This window comes from Janthinobacterium sp. TND4EL3 (genome assembly GCF_900156175.1).
Classification (GTDB): Bacteria; Pseudomonadota; Gammaproteobacteria; order Burkholderiales; family Burkholderiaceae_D; genus Janthinobacterium.
This window is the reverse complement of sequence record NZ_FTMV01000013.1, coordinates 54,157-71,898: the sequence shown is the minus strand read 5'-3', so window position 1 is coordinate 71,898 and position 17,742 is coordinate 54,157. Positions and strand designations below refer to the sequence as shown.

The window sequence follows — 17,742 nt, the reverse complement described above, 5'->3', positions numbered from 1 at the left end:
CCGGCTTGAAGAGCGCCCGAAAAACGTTCAGGGCAAGGCGCAGCGCCGCAGGCAGTACGCCAGTACGGCCAGGCGCTGCAACGCCGCCATGGACGTTTTCTCGGCCACTCTTCAATCGTTGCGCATCTGCGCCTGCGACACGTTACTCTCAGGCGGCACGCTCTGCGTCAGCCACACATTCCCCCCGATGGTCGATCCTGCGCCGATGGTGATGCGCCCCAGCACGGTCGCGCCCGCGTATATGACCACGTCGTCCTCGACGATGGGGTGGCGCGGCGTGCCCTTGATCAGCGCGCCGGAAGCGTCGGCGGGAAAACGCTTGGCGCCCAGGGTGACGGCCTGGTACAGGCGCACGCGCTGGCCGATGATGGCCGTCTCGCCGATCACCACGCCCGTGCCATGGTCGATGAAGAACGATGCGCCGATGCGCGCGCCCGGGTGGATGTCGATGCCCGTCAGGGTGTGCGCGATGTCGGCGATCAGGCGCGCCAGGAACGGCGCACCGAGCGCGTGCAGCTGGTGCGCGAGGCGGTGGTACAAAATGGCGATGGTGCCCGGATAGCACAGCATGATCTCGGCCACCGAGGTGGCGGCCGGGTCGCCCGCATAGGCGGCCTGCACGTCCGACACCAGCAGGGCGCGGATGTCGGGCAGGCTGGCGGCAAACGCGCGCGTGATGTCGCGCGCCTGCTGCGCCAGCGCCGCATCGTCGCCGGCGCCGTTCTGTTCATCGCCAGCCGGTACGGCGTGAGCCGGAGCGGAAAACAGCAAGCCGCGCCGCACCTGCTCGCTGAGGCGGTTCAGGGTGGTGTTGAGGGTGTCGCCGACAAAATAGTCGATGCTTTCATCGGTCAGGTTCGGGCGCCCGTAATGCGTGGGGAACAGGGCCGCCGACAGGCCGTTGACGATGGTGGTGAGCGCTTCGCGCGACGGCAGCTCGCGCACCCTGCCGTTATGGCGGATCTTGTGCTTGTCTTCGCGGGAGCTGCGCAGCGCCTGGATCACGGGACCCAGGTTCCACTGGACCGTGTCGTCGGCGGGCGCCGCGGGATAAATGCTGTGCATGGTGTGTCACTTCCAAAAAAACGGCAAACAGGCCGGGTCGCCCCAGCTTAACGGCGGTCATCGGCAAAGCAAACGAAGGATTTCAAGGTTCGATATGCGAAAAACGCATATCGATGGCGGCCGCCGCGGCACCGGACCCGATTCCCGCCGCTGGCGTAAAATGACGGACTAACAAAAACACTGTTCAACATGACTAAATTATTAACCTGGATTTTGGCGGGCCTGGCGATGGTCGGACCGCTTGCAATTGACACCTATCTGCCGTCTTTCCCCGCCATCACGCACGATTTCAATGCCAGCGCCCTGCTGGTGCAGCAAACCCTGAGCTTTTTCCTGTTCACGTTCGCCTTCATGATGCTGTTTTACGGCACCCTGTCCGATTCCTTCGGCCGCCGCCCCGTGATCCTCGTCTCGCTGGTGCTGTATGTGATCGCCTCCGTGGGCGCCGCGCTGGCGCCCACGCTGGGCTGGCTGCTGGCCTGGCGCGTGCTGCAGGGCCTCTCGGCGGGCGCCGGTTCCGTGATCGGCCGCGCCATCGTGCAGGACCGCTATGCGGGCGCCGCCGCGCAGAAAATCCTCTCGCACATCATGATGGTGTTCGCGCTGGCGCCGGCCATCGCGCCCGTGCTGGGCGGCTGGCTGCAGGTGAGCCTGGGCTGGCGGGCGATCTTCTGGTTCCTCACGGCCTTCGGCGTGCTGATGTTCGTCGTCGTCTGGCGCGCGCTGCCGGAAAGCCTGCCCAAGGAGCAGCGCCACGCCTTCCACCTGGGCGATATCGCCGTCAATTACTGGAAAGTGCTGTGCCACCGCCAGTTCCTGCTGCTGTCGACGGCCATCGGCGCCGCCTTTGGCGGCTTCGCCCTGTACATCGGCTCGGCCGCCTACTTCATCATCAACATCCTGCACCTGCCGGAAACGGCCTTTGCCTGGCTGTTCATCCCCCTGATCAGCGGCATGGTGTTCGGCTCGGCCCTGTCGGCGAAAATCGCCCACCGCTACAGCCAGCGCCAGATGATCTGGGCCGGCTTCATCCTGATGCTGGTGGCGGCTGCAGCCAACATCGGCTACAACTATGTCTTTGCCGCCGAAGTGCCGTGGGCCGTGCTGCCGCTGTTCTTCTACTCGTTCGCCCTGTCGATCGCCATGCCGCCGATGACCCTGATGGCCCTGAACCACTTCCCCAACAACAGCGGCCTGGCGTCGTCGATGCAATCGTTCATCCAGATGCTGCTGTTCGCGCTGGTCTCGGGCCTGGTGGCGCCGCTGCTGTTCGACAGCGCCCTGAACCTGGCGTACGGCGTGATGGCGGGTCTGCTGGTGAGCTTGGTTTGCTGGGTGTTTGCACAGGGCGGGAAAGCGGACGCGGTCAAGCAACAGCTTTTATAGCGGATTTTTCAGGACAAGGCGCCGTGCCGCAGGCAGTACGCTAGTACGGCAAGGCACGGCAACGCAGTCATGGACGTTTTCTCAGGCGCTCGTCAAGGCCACGGCGCCGGCGTCACATCCTGGTATTGCGCCCCGCCCTGTTCCGGTTCCGCCTCATTGTTCTGCGCCGGCTGGTTCAGGGAACCGGCCGGCGAACGCAAGCTCAGTATTTCCTTGCGCGCCTCGACGAAATCGGCGGAACTCAAGGGATGCTGCTGGTCGGGCCAGTGGCTGACGGCCCATTCCTGCAGCGCTTCGAAGCGCCGCCACAGTTCGGCGATGAATGCGCGGCGCGCCTCTTCCTCCTGCTGCGGCGTCTTTTCGGCGCCTTCCCCGATATGTACTTGCATGGCTGCTCCCTGGCTGATCAATCGTCCTGCCAGCCTACGCAGGCGGCAGCCAGGCGTCTGTTCGCGAACGAACACAGGATTTATTCAGGCATCTTGCGGAAACCCACGGCCAGGCGGTTCCAGGTATTGATGGAGCCGATGGCCAGGGTGACGTTGACCATTTCGGCCGGCGTCAATTGCTGCGCCAGCGCCGCATACACGTCGTCGGGCGCCTGGCTTTGCGGCAGCAGGGTCAGCGCTTCCGTCCAGGCCAGCACGGCCCGTTCGCGCGGCGTGAAGAACGGCGTTTCGCGCCAGACGGAGACGGCATACAGGCGGCGCTCCGTTTCCCCCGCCTTGCGCGCGTCGCTCGTGTGCATGTCCACGCAAAACGCGCAGCCGTTGATTTGCGAGGCGCGCAGGCGGATCAGTTCGAGCAGCGTGTGTTCCACGCCCAGCTTGGCGATCGCCGCTTCCAGCGCATACATGGCCTTGACGACGTCCGGCGAGGCTTGAGCGAAATCAATACGTTGCTGTGTCATGATGCATTCCTTGATAATGAGAGATGCGTCATTGTAGAAGCGCGAATAAGGCGCGCGGCAGGCCAATCCGGCCGAAAAACGGCAGACCACCAGCAGATACTCCATGGAATTACATATCCTGATCGACGGCACGCGCGACCTGGGCGGCCAGCTGTACCGCCAGCTCAGCGCAGCCATCCGCTCGGGCCGCCTGACGGACGGCCAGCAATTGCCCCCTTCGCGCCTGCTGGCCAGCCAGCTGGGCCTGTCCCGCAAGACGGTGTCCGACGTGTATGACAAGCTCGGCTACGAAAAGTTGTTGGTAGGTAAGGTCGGCGTGGGCAGCTTCGTGCAGACGCCGCACGCTTCGCCGCAGCGCCGCCATGCGAGCACGCCGCTGGCCAGCGCGCAGCGCATCGCCCGATGGGAAGCGACGCCCACACCCCTGCGCCGCGCCAGTCAGGAAACGCCGGCGCGCTACGCCTTCATCGGCGGCCGCGCCACGCCCGCCCACTTCCCGCAGGATGCATGGCGCGCCTGCCTGCTGCACGCGCTGCGCCAGGGCGGCCAGGCACGGGGCCGCTATGGCCCTGTGGAAGGCTTGCCCGCCTTGCGCGCGGCCATTGCCGGCCACGCCGCCTTCAGCCGCGGCATCCATTGCACCGAGGAGCAAGTACTCGTCACCAGCGGCGCGCAGCAAGCCTTGCACCTGCTGGCACTGACCCTGCTGGAAGCGGGCGATACGGTCGCCGTGGAAGAACCCGGCTACCCCGTGGCGCGCGCCGTGTTCGCCAGCCAGGGCGCGCGCGTGGTGGGCGTCGACGTGGACGAAGATGGGATCATCGCCGCGCAAATTCCCGATGGCACGCGCTTGATCTATGTCACGCCCGCGCATCAATTTCCGCTCGGTATGCCGATGAGCCTGGCGCGCCGCCATGCCCTGCTGGCACGGGCGCAGCAGCTGGGCGCCATCATCATCGAGGACGATTACGACAGCGCCTTCCGCTACGAAGGCCGGCCCGAGGATTCCCTGCAAAGCATGGACCGCTATGGCGTCGTCGCCCACGTGGGCAGCTTTTCCAAGATCATGCTGCCGGAACTGCGCCTGGGCTATGTCGTGCTGCCGCAAGCCCTCGTGGCCGCCATGCAGACGGTGAAATACCTGAGCGATTGCCATACGGCCAGCCTGGGCCAGCATGCGCTGGCCAAGTTCATCGGCGACGGCCACTTGCTGCGCCATATCCGCCGCTGCCACGATATCTACGCGGGGCGGCGCGAGCGGCTGCAGCACTGGTTTGACGGCCCCTTGTCGCCGTGGTTCCGCCTGGTGCCGGCCAGCGCCGGCTTCCACGTGGCGGCGCTGGCGCAGGCGCCGCTCGATATCGCCGAATTGCTGCGCCGGGCACGGCTGGCCGACGTCAGCCTGTATGCGCTGGCCGGTTTTTACCATGGCCCCGCCCGTCATGAGGGCCTGTTCCTCGGCTATGGCGCCATCGACAAGCTCGATATCGACACGGCGCTGGCCATCGTGCTGGCGATCCTGCAAGAGATCGCGCCCCTGCCCCTCAGCGGGGTTGCCAGCGATAGTGTCCCGTGATCGGATAGCTGAATAAGATGTTTTCCTCGCGCGCGCCCTCGCCGATGTTGTGGATGATCAGCGGCACGCCGCTCCACGACTGCCTGTCGCTGACGATGCCGATGTGCGTGAGGTTGCGCGGCAGGCGCCAGGTGACGATGTCGCCCGCGCGGTAAGCGTTCGCTTCCTTGCTTGGCGGCAAGCTGGTGCCGTGGCGGGCAAAATAGGTGCCCAGGTTCGGCACGCGGCGGTGGTCGATATTGCGGTCCGGCCCCTTCATCTGCCAGCGTCCCTGCTGCCGGTACACCTGCCACGCCTTGCGCATGTCTTCGTGCACGAGCACCTGCAAATCCTGCCCCAGCTGGCGGTAGGCGCGCACGACCACGTCCGTGCACACGCCCCGCTCGGGCGGCACGTCGCCGCCCGGATAGGCGAGGCGCTCATAGCGCGGGTCGTACTGCACCGTCACGCCCACCTGGCTGCGGGCGGCGGCGACGAGGGCTTGCTGGGTGGCGGGGGCGGCCGAGGCCAGCAGGGGCGCCAGCGCCAGCATCACGGTGAAAAGCGTTTTGATGGGCATCAAGGTCGGGGCTTGAGTGTAAATGCCAACTTTACCGTAGCGGCAAGAAAAATGGCGGACGCTTAGACGGTCGCCAGCTGCGCCAGGTGGCCGGGGAAATCCACGGCCGGGCCGGCTGCATTGATGGTGTCGAAGTAATCATGCCAGCCCGTGGCGGCGATGCCGGCCAGCAAGGCGTCCAGTGCCGCCTCGTCCGGGAAGCGCCAGACGGCATAGAATTGCTGGCCAGCCGCATGCAGCTTGCCGCCGTCGACGGCGCCCATGGCCAGCGCTTCGGCGCCGCTGCCCGACAAGGCGGCCATGCCGGCGCCGACGGTGGCGAAATACGCCTGGCGCGCGGCGCCGTCGAGGGCCAGCCAGGCCGGTTTCGGGCTGTACAGTTCTAACAGGTAATGCATGTTTTTCCTCCAAACAATTAAGAAAGTGAACGCTGGGCGCGCTTGCAGATACGGGCCGTGGCGGCAACGGGGCTTTCCAGCAGCCATTGCGCGCACAGGCTGCGCACCCAGTCCGGCTGGCTCTTGGCCGCATCGTTGAGCCAGTTGGCCACGGCATCCTGCACGTAGACGGCCGGGTCGGCGCGCAGGGGCTGCAGCAGGGGCAAGGCCAGCTGCGGCTGTTGCTTCAGCTCCGGAATGTGCGCGCACCACACGCCGCGCGGGCGCAGCGCTTCGCAGGCAAAGCGGCGCAGGCGCTCCGACGGGTCCGCCGCCCATGGCGCCAGCAAGGCAATCGCCTCGTCAAGACGCGCCGCCAGATGGGGCCGCAGCGCCAGCCAGGCCCATTCGCGCACGCCGAAGTGACCGTCGTCGGCCAGCGGCCGCATGGCGGCCAGCTGCTGCGACAGGGTCAAGCCAGGCTGGGCGGCGATGGCAAAGCAGACCCAGCCCCGCACCGTGTCGGACGGGTGCGCTTGCAGCAACGCCAGGTCGGCGCCGGCATCGAGCAGCAATTGCGCCGCCAGCGCCATGCGCCCGGTGATGCCGGTAGCGGCCTGCGCGCGCATCCGCTCCAGCCGGGCCGCGCCGATAGCAGGCACGGCCGCGGCCAGCAGCCGGGTAAAATCGATGGCCAGGCCTTCCGTCAGGGTGGCGCTGGCCACCGTGCCGCCATTGAGCAGGGCCAGGCGGGCGGGAGCGATATCGGCGACGCCACGGCTCATGCCGCACCCTGCATTTCACCCTTATCCGTCTTGCGCCAGGCTTTTTCCAGCAGCGCACTCAATAATTGCATCTCATCCGGCGTGAAATCGGCAAACAGGCTGGCGATCCACTGCGCGTGCTCGTCGACGAGGGTGGCGGCGGCCGCTGCTCCCTTGGGACTCAGGCGCACCAGCAGCTTGCGCCGGTCGAGCTGGTCCGCGTGGCGCGCGAGGAAACCGTCGCGCTCCAGGCCGTCGAGCAAGCCCGTGATGGTGCCGCGCGTCACGCCCGCCCGCTCGGCCAGTGCATGCGGCGAGAGTCCGTCCGGCACGTCGCGCAGCAGGGACAGCAGCACGAACTTGCCTTCCGACAAGCCATGCCGGCCCAGGCGCGTGGCGCAATCGCCATCGATGGCCGAGGCCAGTCCCAGCACTTCAAAGCACAGGCGCAGCCGGCCGATGGATGTGTCCGCGCCGGGCGCCCGGCGCTGCACGTCACCGAGCAGGGCCGTGTATTTCTGTTCGAGTTTTATCATATGGCGCAATATAATATGGTGCCATACAAAATGTCAAATGGAAAACCTGAACGGTTTTCCCCTGCGCCTAGAAACGCGCCTTGTCGCGCGCCCACGCGATGATGGCATTCGCGTCGACGGCGCCCGGCTGGCGCGCCACTTCCACGCCGCGCAAGAACAGGGCCAGCGTGGGAATGCTGCGGATATTGAAACGGCTGCCCAGGTCCGGCGACGCTTCCGTATTGACCTTGACGACGCGGAACGCCGGCTCCAGCGTCCTGGCGGCCTGCACATAGAATGGCGCCATGCTGCGGCACGGGCCGCACCACGGCGCCCAGAAGTCCACCAGCACGGGAATGTCGCTGCGTTCGATATGCTTGAGGAAACGGGCGCTGGCCAGGTCCACGGGCTGGCCCGTAAACAGCTCCTTCTGGCACTTGCCGCAAGTGGGCTGTTCAATCAAGCGGGCGGCCGGCAAGCGGTTGACGGCGTCGCAATGGGGGCACACGATGTGCAGGGAGTCTGGCGTGGTCGGGGTCATGGCATTCCTGGCTGCGAGCTGGATGAAGCGCTCAATATGGCATTCTACGGCGATTCGCGCCGGCCATGGCGGCGCGCACGGCAGACAATTGTTGCTTGACCACAAATACTGCAGAATAGGCATCATTGCCCGATTGCTGTACCCTGCCGTAACGACACCGTCCCCCATGCGAGGAAAGCCATGCACATGACCGCTCCCCCGGCGCACGCCGCGCTCGACGCCACGCTGGCGCGCCAGCGCGCCGCCTGCCTGGCCCACCCCGTGCCCACGTTCGCCGAGCGCAAACGCGACCTGCAAACCCTGCAGCGCTATATCCGCGACCACAAGCTGGCGCTGTGCGAGGCGATCAGCGCCGATTACGGCAACCGCTCCCATCACGAAACCTTGCTGGCGGAGATATTTCCCGCCATCGACGGCATCGATCACGTGCTGAAGAAGTTGAAAAAGTGGATGCAGCCGCAGCGCCGCAGTGTCGACTGGCGCAATTTTCCGGGCGCCCGCAACCGCGTGCTGCCCCAGCCGCTGGGCGTGGTGGGCGTCATCGTGCCGTGGAATTTTCCCGTCAACCTGAGCCTCGTGCCCCTGACCTACATCTTTGCCGCCGGCAACCGCGCCATGGTCAAGATGAGCGAAAACTCGCGCCACCTGGCCCGGCTGCTGATCGCAACCATGCCCGCCTATTTCCCGCCGGAAAAGCTGCAGTTTGTTGACGAGACGGGCGGCGTAGGCATCGCTTTTTCGCAACTGCCGTTCGACCACCTGCTGTTTACGGGTTCCGGCCAGACGGGCCGCGCCGTCATGGCGGCGGCCGCGCAGAATCTGTGCCCCGTCACGCTGGAGCTGGGCGGCAAGGCGCCCGCCATCGTCTGCGCCGATTTCGACATGCGCACGGCAGCCGAGCGCATCCTCTACGTGAAATACCTGAACGCGGGACAGATCTGCACCAGCGTCGACCACGCCTGGCTGCCCGAGGCCGGCATCGCCGCCTTCGTCGCGCATGCGCGCCAGATCATGCCCGCGCGCTACCCACGGCTCGACTCGCCCGATTACACGTCCATCATCGACGAGGCCGCCTTTGAGCGCCTGCTGCAGGCGCTCGACGAAGCGCGGGAACGGGGCGCGCAAGTCATTTCCCTGTTGCCCGGGCCGGCTTTCGACCGGGCCACGCGCAAGATCGCGCCGCACGTCGTGCTGGGCGCCCCCGAAGACAGCCTGCTGCTGACGCGGGAAATCTTCGGCCCCATCCTGCCCCTGCGCGGCTATGCCGACCTGGAAACGGTGATCGCCAGCATCAACGGGGGGCCGCGTCCGCTGGCCATCTATCCCTTCAGCAACGACGCACGCACGGTGCAAACGCTCATCGACCGGGTGATGTCGGGCGGCGTATCCGTCAACGACGCCCTGTTCCACGTGGGCCAGCACGATTTACCCTTCGGCGGCGTGGGCGAGTCCGGCATGGGCCACTACCACGGCGTCGAAGGTTTTCACACTTTCAGCAAGCTGCGCCCCGTGTTTTACCAGGCCCGCTACAGCCCCTTGGCACTGCTGCGGCCGCCGTACGGCAGGCTGGCCAGCCGCGTCCTTGCCTTCCTGACCCGCTGATTACAGGAACAGCGAGGCGGCGATGGCCCACATGACGACGGCGATAATGCCGTCGAGCACGCGCCAGGCCATGGGCTTGGCAAACACCGGCGCCAGGTAGCGGGCGCCAAAGCCCAGCAGGAAGAACCACAGGGCCGACGCCATGATGGCGCCGCCGGCAAAGTAAAAGCGTCCCACGCCTTCATGCTGGCCGCCGATGGAGCCGAGCAGAATCACCGTGTCGAGGAAGGCGTGCGGGTTCAGCAGGCTGAACGCGAGCGCCGCGCCGATCACGGCCCAGTAGCCTTCCGGCGCCTTGGCGGCCGACACCGTCATGGCCGTCGGGCGCCAGGCCGACTTGGCGGCGCGCAAGCCATAGGCGATGAGGAAGGTGGCGCCGCCGGCCTTGGCCCACAGCAGGAAATTGGGGTTGTCGGCAATAAAGGTGCCCATGCCTGCCACGCCGGCCGTGATCAAAATCGCGTCGCACAGCAGGCAGACGAGGATGCAGGTGAGCACGTAATGGCGCTTCAAGCCCTGCTTGAGCAAGAAGGCGTTTTGCGTGCCGATGGCCACGATCAGGCTCGCCCCGAGCCCCATGCCTTTCAAGAAAATTGCGCTGTCCATATCGATTCCTTTCCATTGCTTTCCATCACGCGCACGGCCGCCCACGCTCTGCCGGCAACGGCAAAGTCATCAGAGGTAGGTGGAGGGTGGTGCGGAACCTGGGGGACCGCGCGGGAGAGTGGAGTTGTTACCCTATTTCAACAGTGTAAAGAAAAAGTAAATATAAGTATAATGAATGATTCTAACCATATATAAGAGAAACTTATGCGCGTCGTCGATTACCGTGGATTGGCCGCCCTCGACGCCGTGATCGGCCTGGGCAGCTTTGAAAAGGCCGCGCAGGCGCTGGCGATCAGCCAGCCGGCCGTGTCGCAGCGCATCCGCACGCTGGAAAACCTGGAAGGCACTTTATTGATCATCCGCAGCCACCCGCCCCTGCCCACGGAAGCGGGCCAGCGCCTGATCGCCCACTACCGGCAAGTCAAGCTGCTCGAAGCGGCGCTCGACGCCCAGCCCGGCCCCACGACGCAATTGCCGGAACTGGCCATCGCCGTCAACGCCGACAGCGCCGCCACGTGGATACCGGAAGCGCTGGGCCCGCTGCTGTCGCCGCCGTCCTGCCTGCTCGATATCCGCCTCGACGACCAGGACCATACCTTGAGCCAGCTGCGCGAAGGGCGCGTGTTTGCCTGTGTCACCAGCGCCAACGACCTGGTGGCGGGCACGACGGCCACGCCGCTGGGCGGCATGCGCTACCTGTGCGTGGCCTCGCCCGCATTTGCCCGGCAATGGTTTCCCCATGGTTTTACGGTGGACGCCGTCAGCCAGGCGCCCGCCATCACGTTTGGCAGCAAGGATGCGCTGCACGAGCGCTACCTGCAGCACCGGCTCGGCTATGCGGGCCGCTATCCGCACCATGTGCTCGGTTCGGCGCGCGATTTCGTGCGCTTCATCGAAGCGGGCTATGCCTATGGCATGGTGCCCCTGCTGCAGGCGGAAACGGCGCTGGCCGCCGGCCGGCTCGTCGACGTGGCGGCGGGGCAAGCGCTCGACGTCCCCCTGACCTGGCATGCCTGGGATATCCAGACGCCCCTCACGCGCACCCTGTCGGACGCCGTCATCGCCACGGCCCGCAAATGGCTACTGCAAGACAACATTGTTTCTGAATAATTTCCATGCCCCTACAACAACTGCCGCCCGCCGCGCCCCGCTTGGCCTACACTGCAACCATACTGCACAAGGACAAGGAGCCGGCATGACGATCATGCGCACCACTCTGCTGGGCTTGCTGGCGGCGCTGCCCCTGGCCGCCGGCCTGATCGCCTGCTCGCCATTGACCGCCATCAATGCCCTGTCGTCCGGCAGCGCCTCGCACGTGACGCGGGGCCTGGCCTATGGCCCCCTGCCCCGGCAAAAACTCGATCTCTACGCCCCCAAAATCCGCACGGGCCCCGTGCCCGTCGTGGTCTTCTTTTATGGCGGCAACTGGACTTCCGGCCAACGGGCCGACTACGCCTTCGTCGGCCATGCACTGGCCGCGCGCGGCTACCTGGCCGTGATCGCCGATTACCGGCTGTATCCGGACGTGCACTACCCCGAGATTTTGCAGGATGCGGCCCGCGCCGTGGCCTGGGCCGCGATGGAAGCGGGCCGCCATGGCGGCGACCCCACGCGTTTGTTCGTCATGGGCCACAGCGCGGGTGCCTATAACGCGGCCATGCTGGCGCTCGACGCCAGCCTGCTGGCCCGCCACGGAATGCGCCCGCAGGACTTGCGCGGCTGGATAGGCCTGGCCGGCCCCTATGATTTCCTGCCCATCGAAAATCCCACGGCACGGCCCGTATTCTTTTACCCGGACACGCCCGTCTCATCGCAGCCGATACACCATGTGACGGCCGCGGCCCCGCCCGCCCTGCTGATCGCGCCCAAGCCCGGCAAGGACAAGCTGGTCAATCCTGGGCGCAACACGGGCGGCCTGGCCGCCGCCCTGCGCGCGCTGGACCGGCCAGTGACGGAAACCTATTTCGACCACGTGGGCCATGCCTCGCTGGTCGCCTCGCTGGCAGGGCCCTTGCGCAGTCTGGCGCCCACCCTCGATGCCGTGAGCGCCTTCATCGACGCCAACAGCGGCAGCGAAGACGCGGCCCTGCCCGCAAGAACATTTCAAAAAATCGCCCCCTTGCCGTCGCGCGCGCCTGACGCGGCCGCGCCGGCCCCTGAACAGCGCGCCTACGACAAAACGCCCGCCCCGTGAAGGGCGGGCGCTCTGTGTACACGAGCCGGCAGTATGCACGCATGACGCTGCCTGACGGCGCCCGAGCGTCGCCCGGAGCTCGGCCTCCCGTTGACGGCTCAGCCGCAAGCAGCCTCGTGCTTACTCTTTACGGCTGGCGCTGCTGCTTTTGCTTTGAGCGGCGCCTGCTTGCGAGGCGCTGCCGCTGGCCGAGCTTTCGCTGCCGGCCGACTGCTGGCTGCCCTGGTGGCTGGCGCTTTGCAGGCTTTGGCCGTCACGGCTTTGCGCGCCGCGCTGCTGCTCGCGGTTGGCGCCGTTCTGGTGATAGGCCTGGAACGGTTCGGCGATGCGCTGCATGGCTTCTTGCTGCTTGCGCACGTTTTTCTCCGTTTCTTCCGACGCCGTGCGGGCCACTTCCTCGGCCAGTGCCTTGGCCGTGCGGCTCGTTTCATTCACGTGCTGCTCGGCGACGTTGGCCAGTTCCACCTGCGTATCGGCGGCCAGGCGCGACACCTGTTGCTGATACTTGCGCAGCTGCTCGGCTGCCGGCTGGCCCGAGGCGGCGGCAACCTGGAACACGTCTTCGACGCGCTCGACCGTGAGCAGGTTCTGGCTGGTAATCGTGCTTTCTTCCAGCAAGCCTTGTGCCAATTGCATGTTCAGGTCGTTAAATTGCTGTGCCGAATGGAACAACGACTTCGACAGGCCATTGAAAAACGCCAGCTGCGCTTCCAGGTGGTTTTTAGCGGCCGGGGTAACACTACGGGAATATGGATACATGGAGTTTCCTCATTAAATAGCGGTTGGGTGGACGGATGGCGGCACTCCCGTCTGCCGAACGCTTAGGCAGACGGCCGGGCTACGCCACGAAACGCGAAAAAACATATCCGGTTGGTGGGAAGATGCTTTGCAACGCGAGTCCCAAGGCTACGTGAGCACCGCAGGTGAGGCATGATCTGGATCAAAGGTGCGCCAGGCTGCGCAGAAAGTTTTGGCTGAACGGCTTGCCCTTGGCAAGCGTCAGTGACGGGCAGGGAAATCTGTGTCAGGCGGCATCGATGCCGGGCATCACGGGCGCATAGCCATGGCTGCGCAGCGAGGCTTCCAGCCAGCGGTTGCCATACCAGCCCCGCGCCAGCAGATAGCTGAGCTCCGCGCTCATCATCAGCAGCATCAGCGGGCCGATGCGCAAGCCCGTCGCATACTGGCTGCCGAACCACAGGCACAGCTCCATGGCCAGCATGGGCAGCAGCAGCCACCAGCGGCGCTTGGCCACGGCCCACAGGGGGCCGAGGAAAAACGCGGGCCAGGAAAAGCCGTCGCTCACATAGGCGTAGCGGCCGGCACGGTTGGCAAACAGGGTGGCGCCGGGTTTCATGCGCTGCTTTTCATACAATGATTGATGTCAATCCTCGGGGGCGTGGCAAACGGCTTCGACATTGTGGCCGTCCGGCCCCAGCACGAAGGCGCCGTAGTAATTCGGGTGATAGATGGCGCGGATGCCGGGCGCGCCGTTATCCTTGCCGCCCGCCGCCAGCGCGGCCTGGTAAAACGCATCGACCTGGGCGCGGTTGTCCGCCGCGAAGGCGAGATGCATGCCGGCATGCGGCGTGCCGCCCGCGCCAAACCAGAAATCGGGCTTGCCATCCTTGCCCATGCCGATCCAGCCCTGCGCTTCCATCACCACCGACACGCCCAGGGGCGCCAGGGCGGCCGAAAAAAAGGCCTTGCTGGCCTGTGCATCGCTGACAGTCAAACCGATGTGATCAAGAATCATGATGGCGCTCCTTGCAGGTAGGGGGACAGGAAGCGCAGTATGCGTCAATATTGCCTTTTGGGCAAGCATGGCCACCGCTCCGGCACAGTTGCTGCACGGTGATGGCCATGCGCCTGCGCTGACTAGCGAAGGTTGCCCGTATGACCGAGCGAATAGCGGCCCGGCTGCGGCCATACGGTCAGGCCGTGCGGTTCCTGGCCGACTTTCACTTTCGACACGTCGCCCGTGTTCGTATCGATGCGGTACACCACGTCGTCGAAACGGCCGGACAGCCACAGATACTTGCCGTCCGCGCTCACATTGCCCATGTCGGGGCTGCCGCCGCCGGGAATCGGCCAGTTCGCCACCACTTTTTCCGTGGCGAAATCGATCACGCTGACGCTGCCCTTGCCCTTCGGCTTGCCGTGGATGCGGTGCGTGCCGCGGTTGGCCACGTACAGCTTCTTGCCGTCGCGGCTCGGGTACAGGCCGTGCGCGCCCACGCCCGTCTGGATGAAGCCGATTTCCTTCAGGGTGGCGCCATCGACGATGTGCACGCCGTCGGCGTCCATGTCGGCGATATAGAATTTCTTGCCGTCCGGCGAGATGCGTATGTCTTGCGGCATGCCCTTCTTGACGCTGCAGATTTCATTCGCCGGGCCGCCCACGGGGCCGGATTCGGCAAAGCGCTTGGCCGGCATCTGCAGTTTCAGGTAGCCGTCGACCTTGCGGCCCACGAGGTCGATCTTGGCGATGGTGCCGTCGAACTCGCAGGTGAACATGGCGTAGCGGCCGTCATTCGAGAAATCCGCATGGTTGATGCCGCCGCACTGGGGCGTGTCGATCGAATACTGCACGGCCATGGTCTTCGGATCGCGGAAATCGAGGCGGTGGCGCGCTTCGGCCACGACGATGGCCGACTTGCCGTCCGGCGTGAAATACATATTGTAGGGATCGTCGACGGGCACTTCCTTGCCCGGCTTGCCCGTCAAGGGATCGACCGGCGTCAGGCTGCCCTTGTCCGTGCGCTCGGCATTGTTCGCCACCCACAGGGTGCGCAAGTCCCACGACGGCACCACGTGCTGGGGGCCGCTGCCGACCTTGAACTTGTCGACCACTTTCAAGCTGTCCTGGTCAATCACGTAGACGTCGTTCGAGCGCAGATTGGGCACGTAGACACGGCGCAAATGATCCTTGACGACGGGGCTCATATTGCTGCTGCCGATGCTGCCGTACACGTTTTTCGGGTCCACCAGCGGCGGCATGCCCGGCAGCGGCGAATAGGCGGCAGCCGGCGCTACGGCGGCGGGAGCCGGTGTGCTGGCGCCGGTGACCTGGCTGGCCACGCCCAGGCCGGCCAGTGCGGCAGCGAGGGCGGACAGGGTGACGATGGTGCGTCGTTGAGATTTTTTCATGTATTTTCACGTCTTTTCGTTGCAAAGACCGGAAGTTCAGCACTTCCGGCGGAGAATTTTATTTGTTACGTTGCAGCAACTGCCGGATGGCGGCCACCGACGCGTCCACCTGCAGCTTGACGCCGATCTGGCCCAGTTCGGCCGTCGCCCGCGTGGCGTCGCCGCGCACGCCGTCGGCCACGCCGGGCTTCGGTCCGTGGGCCATGGCTTCGCTGCGCACGAGCGACGGGTCCGTCGCCAGCATCAGCGCCGCGTCCGCCAAGCCCCCGTGCAGGCCGATCTCGGCGCTGCTGTAGCCGCGCTTTTGCAGTTCAGCAATATATTGCGATTGCGTGATGTCATAGTAGTCGAGCAAGGCATAGGCACGCGCGTCTTTCGCCGTGGCAGCCTTGCCCCAGGCATGATTGAGCTTGTTGGCCACATTCTGCTCGTTCTTCTGGTAACCGCCGTGATCGCCGAGGAAAATGATGTCGCGGAAACCATGCTGGCGCAGGCTGGCGGCCGCCCCTTCCAGCACGGCCTCGAAGGCGGCCGGCGGTATCGAGATCGTGCCGGCAAAGCGCATGTGGCCGGCCGGCGGGGAAATCGCGCCTTCCGGCACGTAGGAAACGACGGGCGCGACGATGGTGTTGCCCAGCTTTTGCGCAATCTGCCGCGCCAGCAAGCCGGCACGCACATTGTGCTTGCCCAGCGCGATATACGGCCCGCTCTGCTCGACGCCGCCGATGGGAATCAGTACGGTGGTGGCGCCATGGTCTATGCGGCTGCGCAATTCCGTGCTGGTCAATTCTTCCAGCATGACGCTGCCGTTGGCAGGCGCGGCCGCCAGGACGGGCGCCGTCGCCAGCAGGCAAGCAAGAGGCAGGACGCACAGGGAAAAGAGGGGCTTGCATGACATGCGGGACGTGGCGCGCGCGCGGGAAGCAAGGGACACATCCGGCAAGAGAAACTGCAGAGTCATAAGCAAACATCTTTCCAAGGTCAAAGCGTGACGCCGTGCCCGGCCTTGCCAGGCAAGCTGGCTGCCACGCAGGAATTGTATTCCATCATGACGGGAACGGCACGTTAATTTGACGCGCTGCCTTGCCTGGAATTGACGATGGGAAACTAACTATAAAATGCTGCCACAACAAGCAGCACACTTGCGCGCGTCGCGGCGGGCGTGGCGAACGATGACGACTGGCCGGCAGTCATGGAAGAGTCCCGTGGCGTTTCTCGGCGTATGCCTTGAGTGAGCGCATGGTTGCAGGCAGCCCCTCCCGAACCTGCCTGGCAACGCCTGGCCCGAACAGAAAAGCCAGCGCGCCGGTAAACCACACGCGGTGTGCGACTTGCGCTCCGCCATCCACGGCGCAAACCGAGTGCTCGAAGTGTATGCGGAACAGCGGGATATAAGCCTCTACGGTGAACGAGCGACCTGCTGTGCGCTCCGTGACCAGCATCGGAAGGCCCATCCCCTTGCCGGGAACGATCCTGCCCTTGCTTCCCACCGCGAATGGCCCATTGAGCCGGGCTTGCCGGGTGTCCGGATCCCACAGGTGCCATCGGTCGACCTCGCTCCAAATCTGGTCGACGACAGTGGCCGGGACGGCAATGTGAATGCTTTCTTTGATTTGCATCAATTTGGAATCTCCATATCATTGACCCATGGTGCAGTCTTATCAGCGCACGAACGCCCGGCACCGCGGATTTTCCCGGGCACCGGCCAACGATACTTGCGGGGATAGCCGGACACGCCCCAGTTCGCTGTTACTTTAAATGCAACATCTTCAGAATGGGATTGCCGCGAGCGTGGCCCTGGCGAGCCGGCACCTGTCCGTCCGGGCCCGTTTCCGGTATCATTCGGCATGAAAAATATTCCTTTCCAACCATTTGTCATTGGTGTCGCTGGCGGAAGCGGCAGCGGCAAGTCCACAGTATCCCAGCAAGTGCTCGCGTCGTTTGGCGCCGACATGGTGTCGGTCGTGATGCAGGACGACTACTACCGCGACCAGACCCACCTTTCTCCGGAAGTGCGCCGTCAGCAGAATTACGACCATCCGCAGGCTTTCGAATGGCCCTTGCTGGTGCAGCATGTCCAGTCCTTGCGCAACGGCGTAGCGATCGAAATGCCGGTGTACGACTTCACGCTGCATAACCGCTCCAGCAAGACCATCTCCGTCAAGCCTGCCCCCGTAATCGTGATCGAAGGCCTGTTTGCCCTGTATGACGCAGACTTGCGCGACATGATGTCGCTGAAGATCTTTGTCGACACCGCCTCGGACGTGCGCTTCATCCGTCGCATGCAGCGCGATATTACCGAACGCGGCCGCTCGGTGGACAGCGTCATCGAGCAATACCTGGAAACGGTACGCCCGATGCACAAGCAATTCATCGAGCCGACCAAGCGCAATGCCGATGTCATCCTGCCGCATGGCGCCAATGGCCCCGCCGTCGACATGATCACCGCCAAGGTGGCCAGCGTGATCGGCCAGCTGCAGCGTCCCTGACAAGAAAA

At 65.1% G+C, this 17,742-nt stretch carries 21 protein-coding genes; 6 read left to right on the top strand and 15 right to left on the bottom strand.

Annotated features, from left to right (window positions below; genetic code table 11):
• Positions 1-111 precede the first annotated feature (111 nt).
• Entirely contained in the window at positions 112-1,065 is a 954-nt protein-coding gene (gene epsC / locus BXA07_RS19565; RefSeq protein WP_076570075.1) for a serine O-acetyltransferase EpsC, read from the bottom strand.
• 189 nt (positions 1,066-1,254) lie between these two features.
• Between epsC and BXA07_RS19560 the strand changes: the two genes are divergently transcribed.
• Entirely contained in the window at positions 1,255-2,451 is a 1,197-nt protein-coding gene (locus BXA07_RS19560) for a multidrug effflux MFS transporter (protein ID WP_076570073.1), read from the top strand.
• A gap of 92 nt (positions 2,452-2,543) precedes the next feature.
• Here the strand turns inward: BXA07_RS19560 and BXA07_RS19555 are convergent, their stop codons facing one another.
• Together BXA07_RS19555 and BXA07_RS19550 are read right to left on the bottom strand one after the other, a co-directional pair.
• Complete coding sequence (locus tag BXA07_RS19555) at positions 2,544-2,840, bottom strand: hypothetical protein (protein ID WP_076570282.1); 297 nt, start codon at positions 2,838-2,840, stop codon at positions 2,544-2,546.
• An 80-nt stretch (positions 2,841-2,920) separates the two neighbouring features.
• Complete coding sequence (locus BXA07_RS19550) at positions 2,921-3,361, bottom strand: carboxymuconolactone decarboxylase family protein (protein ID WP_076570281.1); 441 nt, start codon at positions 3,359-3,361, stop codon at positions 2,921-2,923.
• A gap of 103 nt (positions 3,362-3,464) precedes the next feature.
• On the opposite strand from BXA07_RS19550, the gene BXA07_RS19545 reads away from it, so the two are divergent.
• Entirely contained in the window at positions 3,465-4,937 is a 1,473-nt protein-coding gene (locus BXA07_RS19545; protein ID WP_076570072.1) for a MocR-like pyridoxine biosynthesis transcription factor PdxR, read from the top strand.
• Here BXA07_RS19545 and BXA07_RS19540 read toward each other — a convergent pair.
• The 5 genes from BXA07_RS19540 to trxC all read right to left on the bottom strand — a co-directional run bounded on the left by BXA07_RS19540 (position 4,906) and on the right by trxC (position 7,693).
• The gene (locus BXA07_RS19540) at positions 4,906-5,496 is read right to left on the bottom strand and encodes a DUF1287 domain-containing protein (protein WP_076570070.1); all 591 of its coding nucleotides are present in this window, start codon (positions 5,494-5,496) and stop codon (positions 4,906-4,908) included. The two genes, BXA07_RS19545 and BXA07_RS19540, sit on opposite strands and share 32 nt — an antisense overlap.
• 62 nt (positions 5,497-5,558) lie before the next feature.
• Complete coding sequence (locus BXA07_RS19535; RefSeq protein ID WP_076570068.1) at positions 5,559-5,894, bottom strand: DUF6616 family protein; 336 nt, start codon at positions 5,892-5,894, stop codon at positions 5,559-5,561.
• 17 nt (positions 5,895-5,911) lie between these two features.
• A complete protein-coding gene (locus BXA07_RS19530; protein ID WP_076570067.1) occupies positions 5,912-6,658 on the bottom strand; it encodes a HEAT repeat domain-containing protein in 747 nt (248 codons plus the stop codon).
• Positions 6,655-7,170 (bottom strand): MarR family winged helix-turn-helix transcriptional regulator, encoded by a 516-nt coding sequence (locus BXA07_RS19525; RefSeq protein WP_212592345.1) that lies wholly within the window; start codon positions 7,168-7,170, stop codon positions 6,655-6,657. Before BXA07_RS19525 ends, BXA07_RS19530 begins: the two co-directional genes overlap by 4 nt.
• A 70-nt stretch (positions 7,171-7,240) precedes the next feature.
• Complete coding sequence (gene trxC / locus BXA07_RS19520; protein WP_076570064.1) at positions 7,241-7,693, bottom strand: thioredoxin TrxC; 453 nt, start codon at positions 7,691-7,693, stop codon at positions 7,241-7,243.
• Between the two features lie 186 nt (positions 7,694-7,879).
• On the opposite strand from trxC, the gene BXA07_RS19515 reads away from it, so the two are divergent.
• Complete coding sequence (locus tag BXA07_RS19515) at positions 7,880-9,295, top strand: coniferyl aldehyde dehydrogenase (protein ID WP_076570279.1); 1,416 nt, start codon at positions 7,880-7,882, stop codon at positions 9,293-9,295.
• Here BXA07_RS19515 and BXA07_RS19510 read toward each other — a convergent pair whose 3' ends face one another.
• A complete protein-coding gene (locus BXA07_RS19510; protein WP_076570062.1) occupies positions 9,296-9,901 on the bottom strand; it encodes a LysE/ArgO family amino acid transporter in 606 nt (201 codons plus the stop codon).
• Between the two features lie 204 nt (positions 9,902-10,105).
• Here BXA07_RS19510 and BXA07_RS19505 point away from each other — a divergent pair, with 204 nt between their 5' ends.
• Positions 10,106-11,011, top strand: a complete 906-nt coding sequence (locus BXA07_RS19505) for a LysR family transcriptional regulator ArgP (protein WP_076570060.1) — start codon at positions 10,106-10,108, stop codon at positions 11,009-11,011.
• Between the two features lie 85 nt (positions 11,012-11,096).
• Complete coding sequence (locus BXA07_RS19500) at positions 11,097-12,095, top strand: alpha/beta hydrolase (protein WP_083708407.1); 999 nt, start codon at positions 11,097-11,099, stop codon at positions 12,093-12,095.
• Between the two features lie 120 nt (positions 12,096-12,215).
• Here BXA07_RS19500 and BXA07_RS19495 read toward each other — a convergent pair whose 3' ends face one another.
• The 6 genes from BXA07_RS19495 to BXA07_RS19470 form a co-directional block, all read right to left on the bottom strand.
• Positions 12,216-12,854, bottom strand: a complete 639-nt coding sequence (locus BXA07_RS19495; RefSeq protein ID WP_076570059.1) for a phasin family protein — start codon at positions 12,852-12,854, stop codon at positions 12,216-12,218.
• Positions 12,855-13,119: 265 nt separating this feature from the next.
• Complete coding sequence (locus tag BXA07_RS19490; RefSeq protein WP_139335660.1) at positions 13,120-13,452, bottom strand: DUF2628 domain-containing protein; 333 nt, start codon at positions 13,450-13,452, stop codon at positions 13,120-13,122.
• A gap of 27 nt (positions 13,453-13,479) precedes the next feature.
• Positions 13,480-13,851, bottom strand: coding sequence for a VOC family protein (locus BXA07_RS19485; RefSeq protein ID WP_139335659.1), 372 nt, complete (start codon positions 13,849-13,851; stop codon positions 13,480-13,482).
• Between the two features lie 122 nt (positions 13,852-13,973).
• Positions 13,974-15,245, bottom strand: coding sequence for a YncE family protein (locus BXA07_RS19480; protein WP_076570056.1), 1,272 nt, complete (start codon positions 15,243-15,245; stop codon positions 13,974-13,976).
• A gap of 58 nt (positions 15,246-15,303) precedes the next feature.
• Complete coding sequence (locus BXA07_RS19475; protein ID WP_244556340.1) at positions 15,304-16,206, bottom strand: creatininase family protein; 903 nt, start codon at positions 16,204-16,206, stop codon at positions 15,304-15,306.
• Positions 16,207-16,435: 229 nt separating this feature from the next.
• Complete coding sequence (locus tag BXA07_RS19470) at positions 16,436-16,864, bottom strand: SRPBCC family protein (RefSeq protein ID WP_076570054.1); 429 nt, start codon at positions 16,862-16,864, stop codon at positions 16,436-16,438.
• Between the two features lie 228 nt (positions 16,865-17,092).
• Here BXA07_RS19470 and udk point away from each other — a divergent pair, with 228 nt between their 5' ends.
• Positions 17,093-17,734, top strand: a complete 642-nt coding sequence (gene udk, locus BXA07_RS19465; RefSeq protein WP_076570053.1) for a uridine kinase — start codon at positions 17,093-17,095, stop codon at positions 17,732-17,734.
• Positions 17,735-17,742: the final 8 nt, after the last annotated feature.

Bases quoted from the DNA above. Each gene is read 5' to 3' on its own strand.
- BXA07_RS19555 (WP_076570282.1), bottom strand. From the start codon at position 2,840: ATGCAAGTACATATCGGGGAAGGCGCCGAAAAGACGCCGCAGCAGGAG.
- BXA07_RS19540 (WP_076570070.1), bottom strand. From the start codon at position 5,496: ATGCCCATCAAAACGCTTTTCACCGTGATGCTGGCGCTGGCGCCCCTG.
- BXA07_RS19505 (WP_076570060.1), top strand. From the start codon at position 10,106: ATGCGCGTCGTCGATTACCGTGGATTGGCCGCCCTCGACGCCGTGATC.
- BXA07_RS19510 (WP_076570062.1), bottom strand. From the start codon at position 9,901: ATGGACAGCGCAATTTTCTTGAAAGGCATGGGGCTCGGGGCGAGCCTG.
- BXA07_RS19470 (WP_076570054.1), bottom strand. From the start codon at position 16,864: ATGCAAATCAAAGAAAGCATTCACATTGCCGTCCCGGCCACTGTCGTC.
- trxC (WP_076570064.1), bottom strand. From the start codon at position 7,693: ATGACCCCGACCACGCCAGACTCCCTGCACATCGTGTGCCCCCATTGC.
- BXA07_RS19515 (WP_076570279.1), top strand. From the start codon at position 7,880: ATGACCGCTCCCCCGGCGCACGCCGCGCTCGACGCCACGCTGGCGCGC.
- BXA07_RS19560 (WP_076570073.1), top strand. From the start codon at position 1,255: ATGACTAAATTATTAACCTGGATTTTGGCGGGCCTGGCGATGGTCGGA.
- BXA07_RS19495 (WP_076570059.1), bottom strand. From the start codon at position 12,854: ATGTATCCATATTCCCGTAGTGTTACCCCGGCCGCTAAAAACCACCTG.
- BXA07_RS19500 (WP_083708407.1), top strand. From the start codon at position 11,097: ATGACGATCATGCGCACCACTCTGCTGGGCTTGCTGGCGGCGCTGCCC.
- BXA07_RS19535 (WP_076570068.1), bottom strand. From the start codon at position 5,894: ATGCATTACCTGTTAGAACTGTACAGCCCGAAACCGGCCTGGCTGGCC.
- BXA07_RS19475 (WP_244556340.1), bottom strand. From the start codon at position 16,206: ATGACTCTGCAGTTTCTCTTGCCGGATGTGTCCCTTGCTTCCCGCGCG.
- BXA07_RS19480 (WP_076570056.1), bottom strand. From the start codon at position 15,245: ATGAAAAAATCTCAACGACGCACCATCGTCACCCTGTCCGCCCTCGCT.
- BXA07_RS19530 (WP_076570067.1), bottom strand. From the start codon at position 6,658: ATGAGCCGTGGCGTCGCCGATATCGCTCCCGCCCGCCTGGCCCTGCTC.
- BXA07_RS19545 (WP_076570072.1), top strand. From the start codon at position 3,465: ATGGAATTACATATCCTGATCGACGGCACGCGCGACCTGGGCGGCCAG.
- udk (WP_076570053.1), top strand. From the start codon at position 17,093: ATGAAAAATATTCCTTTCCAACCATTTGTCATTGGTGTCGCTGGCGGA.
- BXA07_RS19490 (WP_139335660.1), bottom strand. From the start codon at position 13,452: ATGAAACCCGGCGCCACCCTGTTTGCCAACCGTGCCGGCCGCTACGCC.
- BXA07_RS19485 (WP_139335659.1), bottom strand. From the start codon at position 13,851: ATGATTCTTGATCACATCGGTTTGACTGTCAGCGATGCACAGGCCAGC.
- epsC (WP_076570075.1), bottom strand. From the start codon at position 1,065: ATGCACAGCATTTATCCCGCGGCGCCCGCCGACGACACGGTCCAGTGG.
- BXA07_RS19550 (WP_076570281.1), bottom strand. From the start codon at position 3,361: ATGACACAGCAACGTATTGATTTCGCTCAAGCCTCGCCGGACGTCGTC.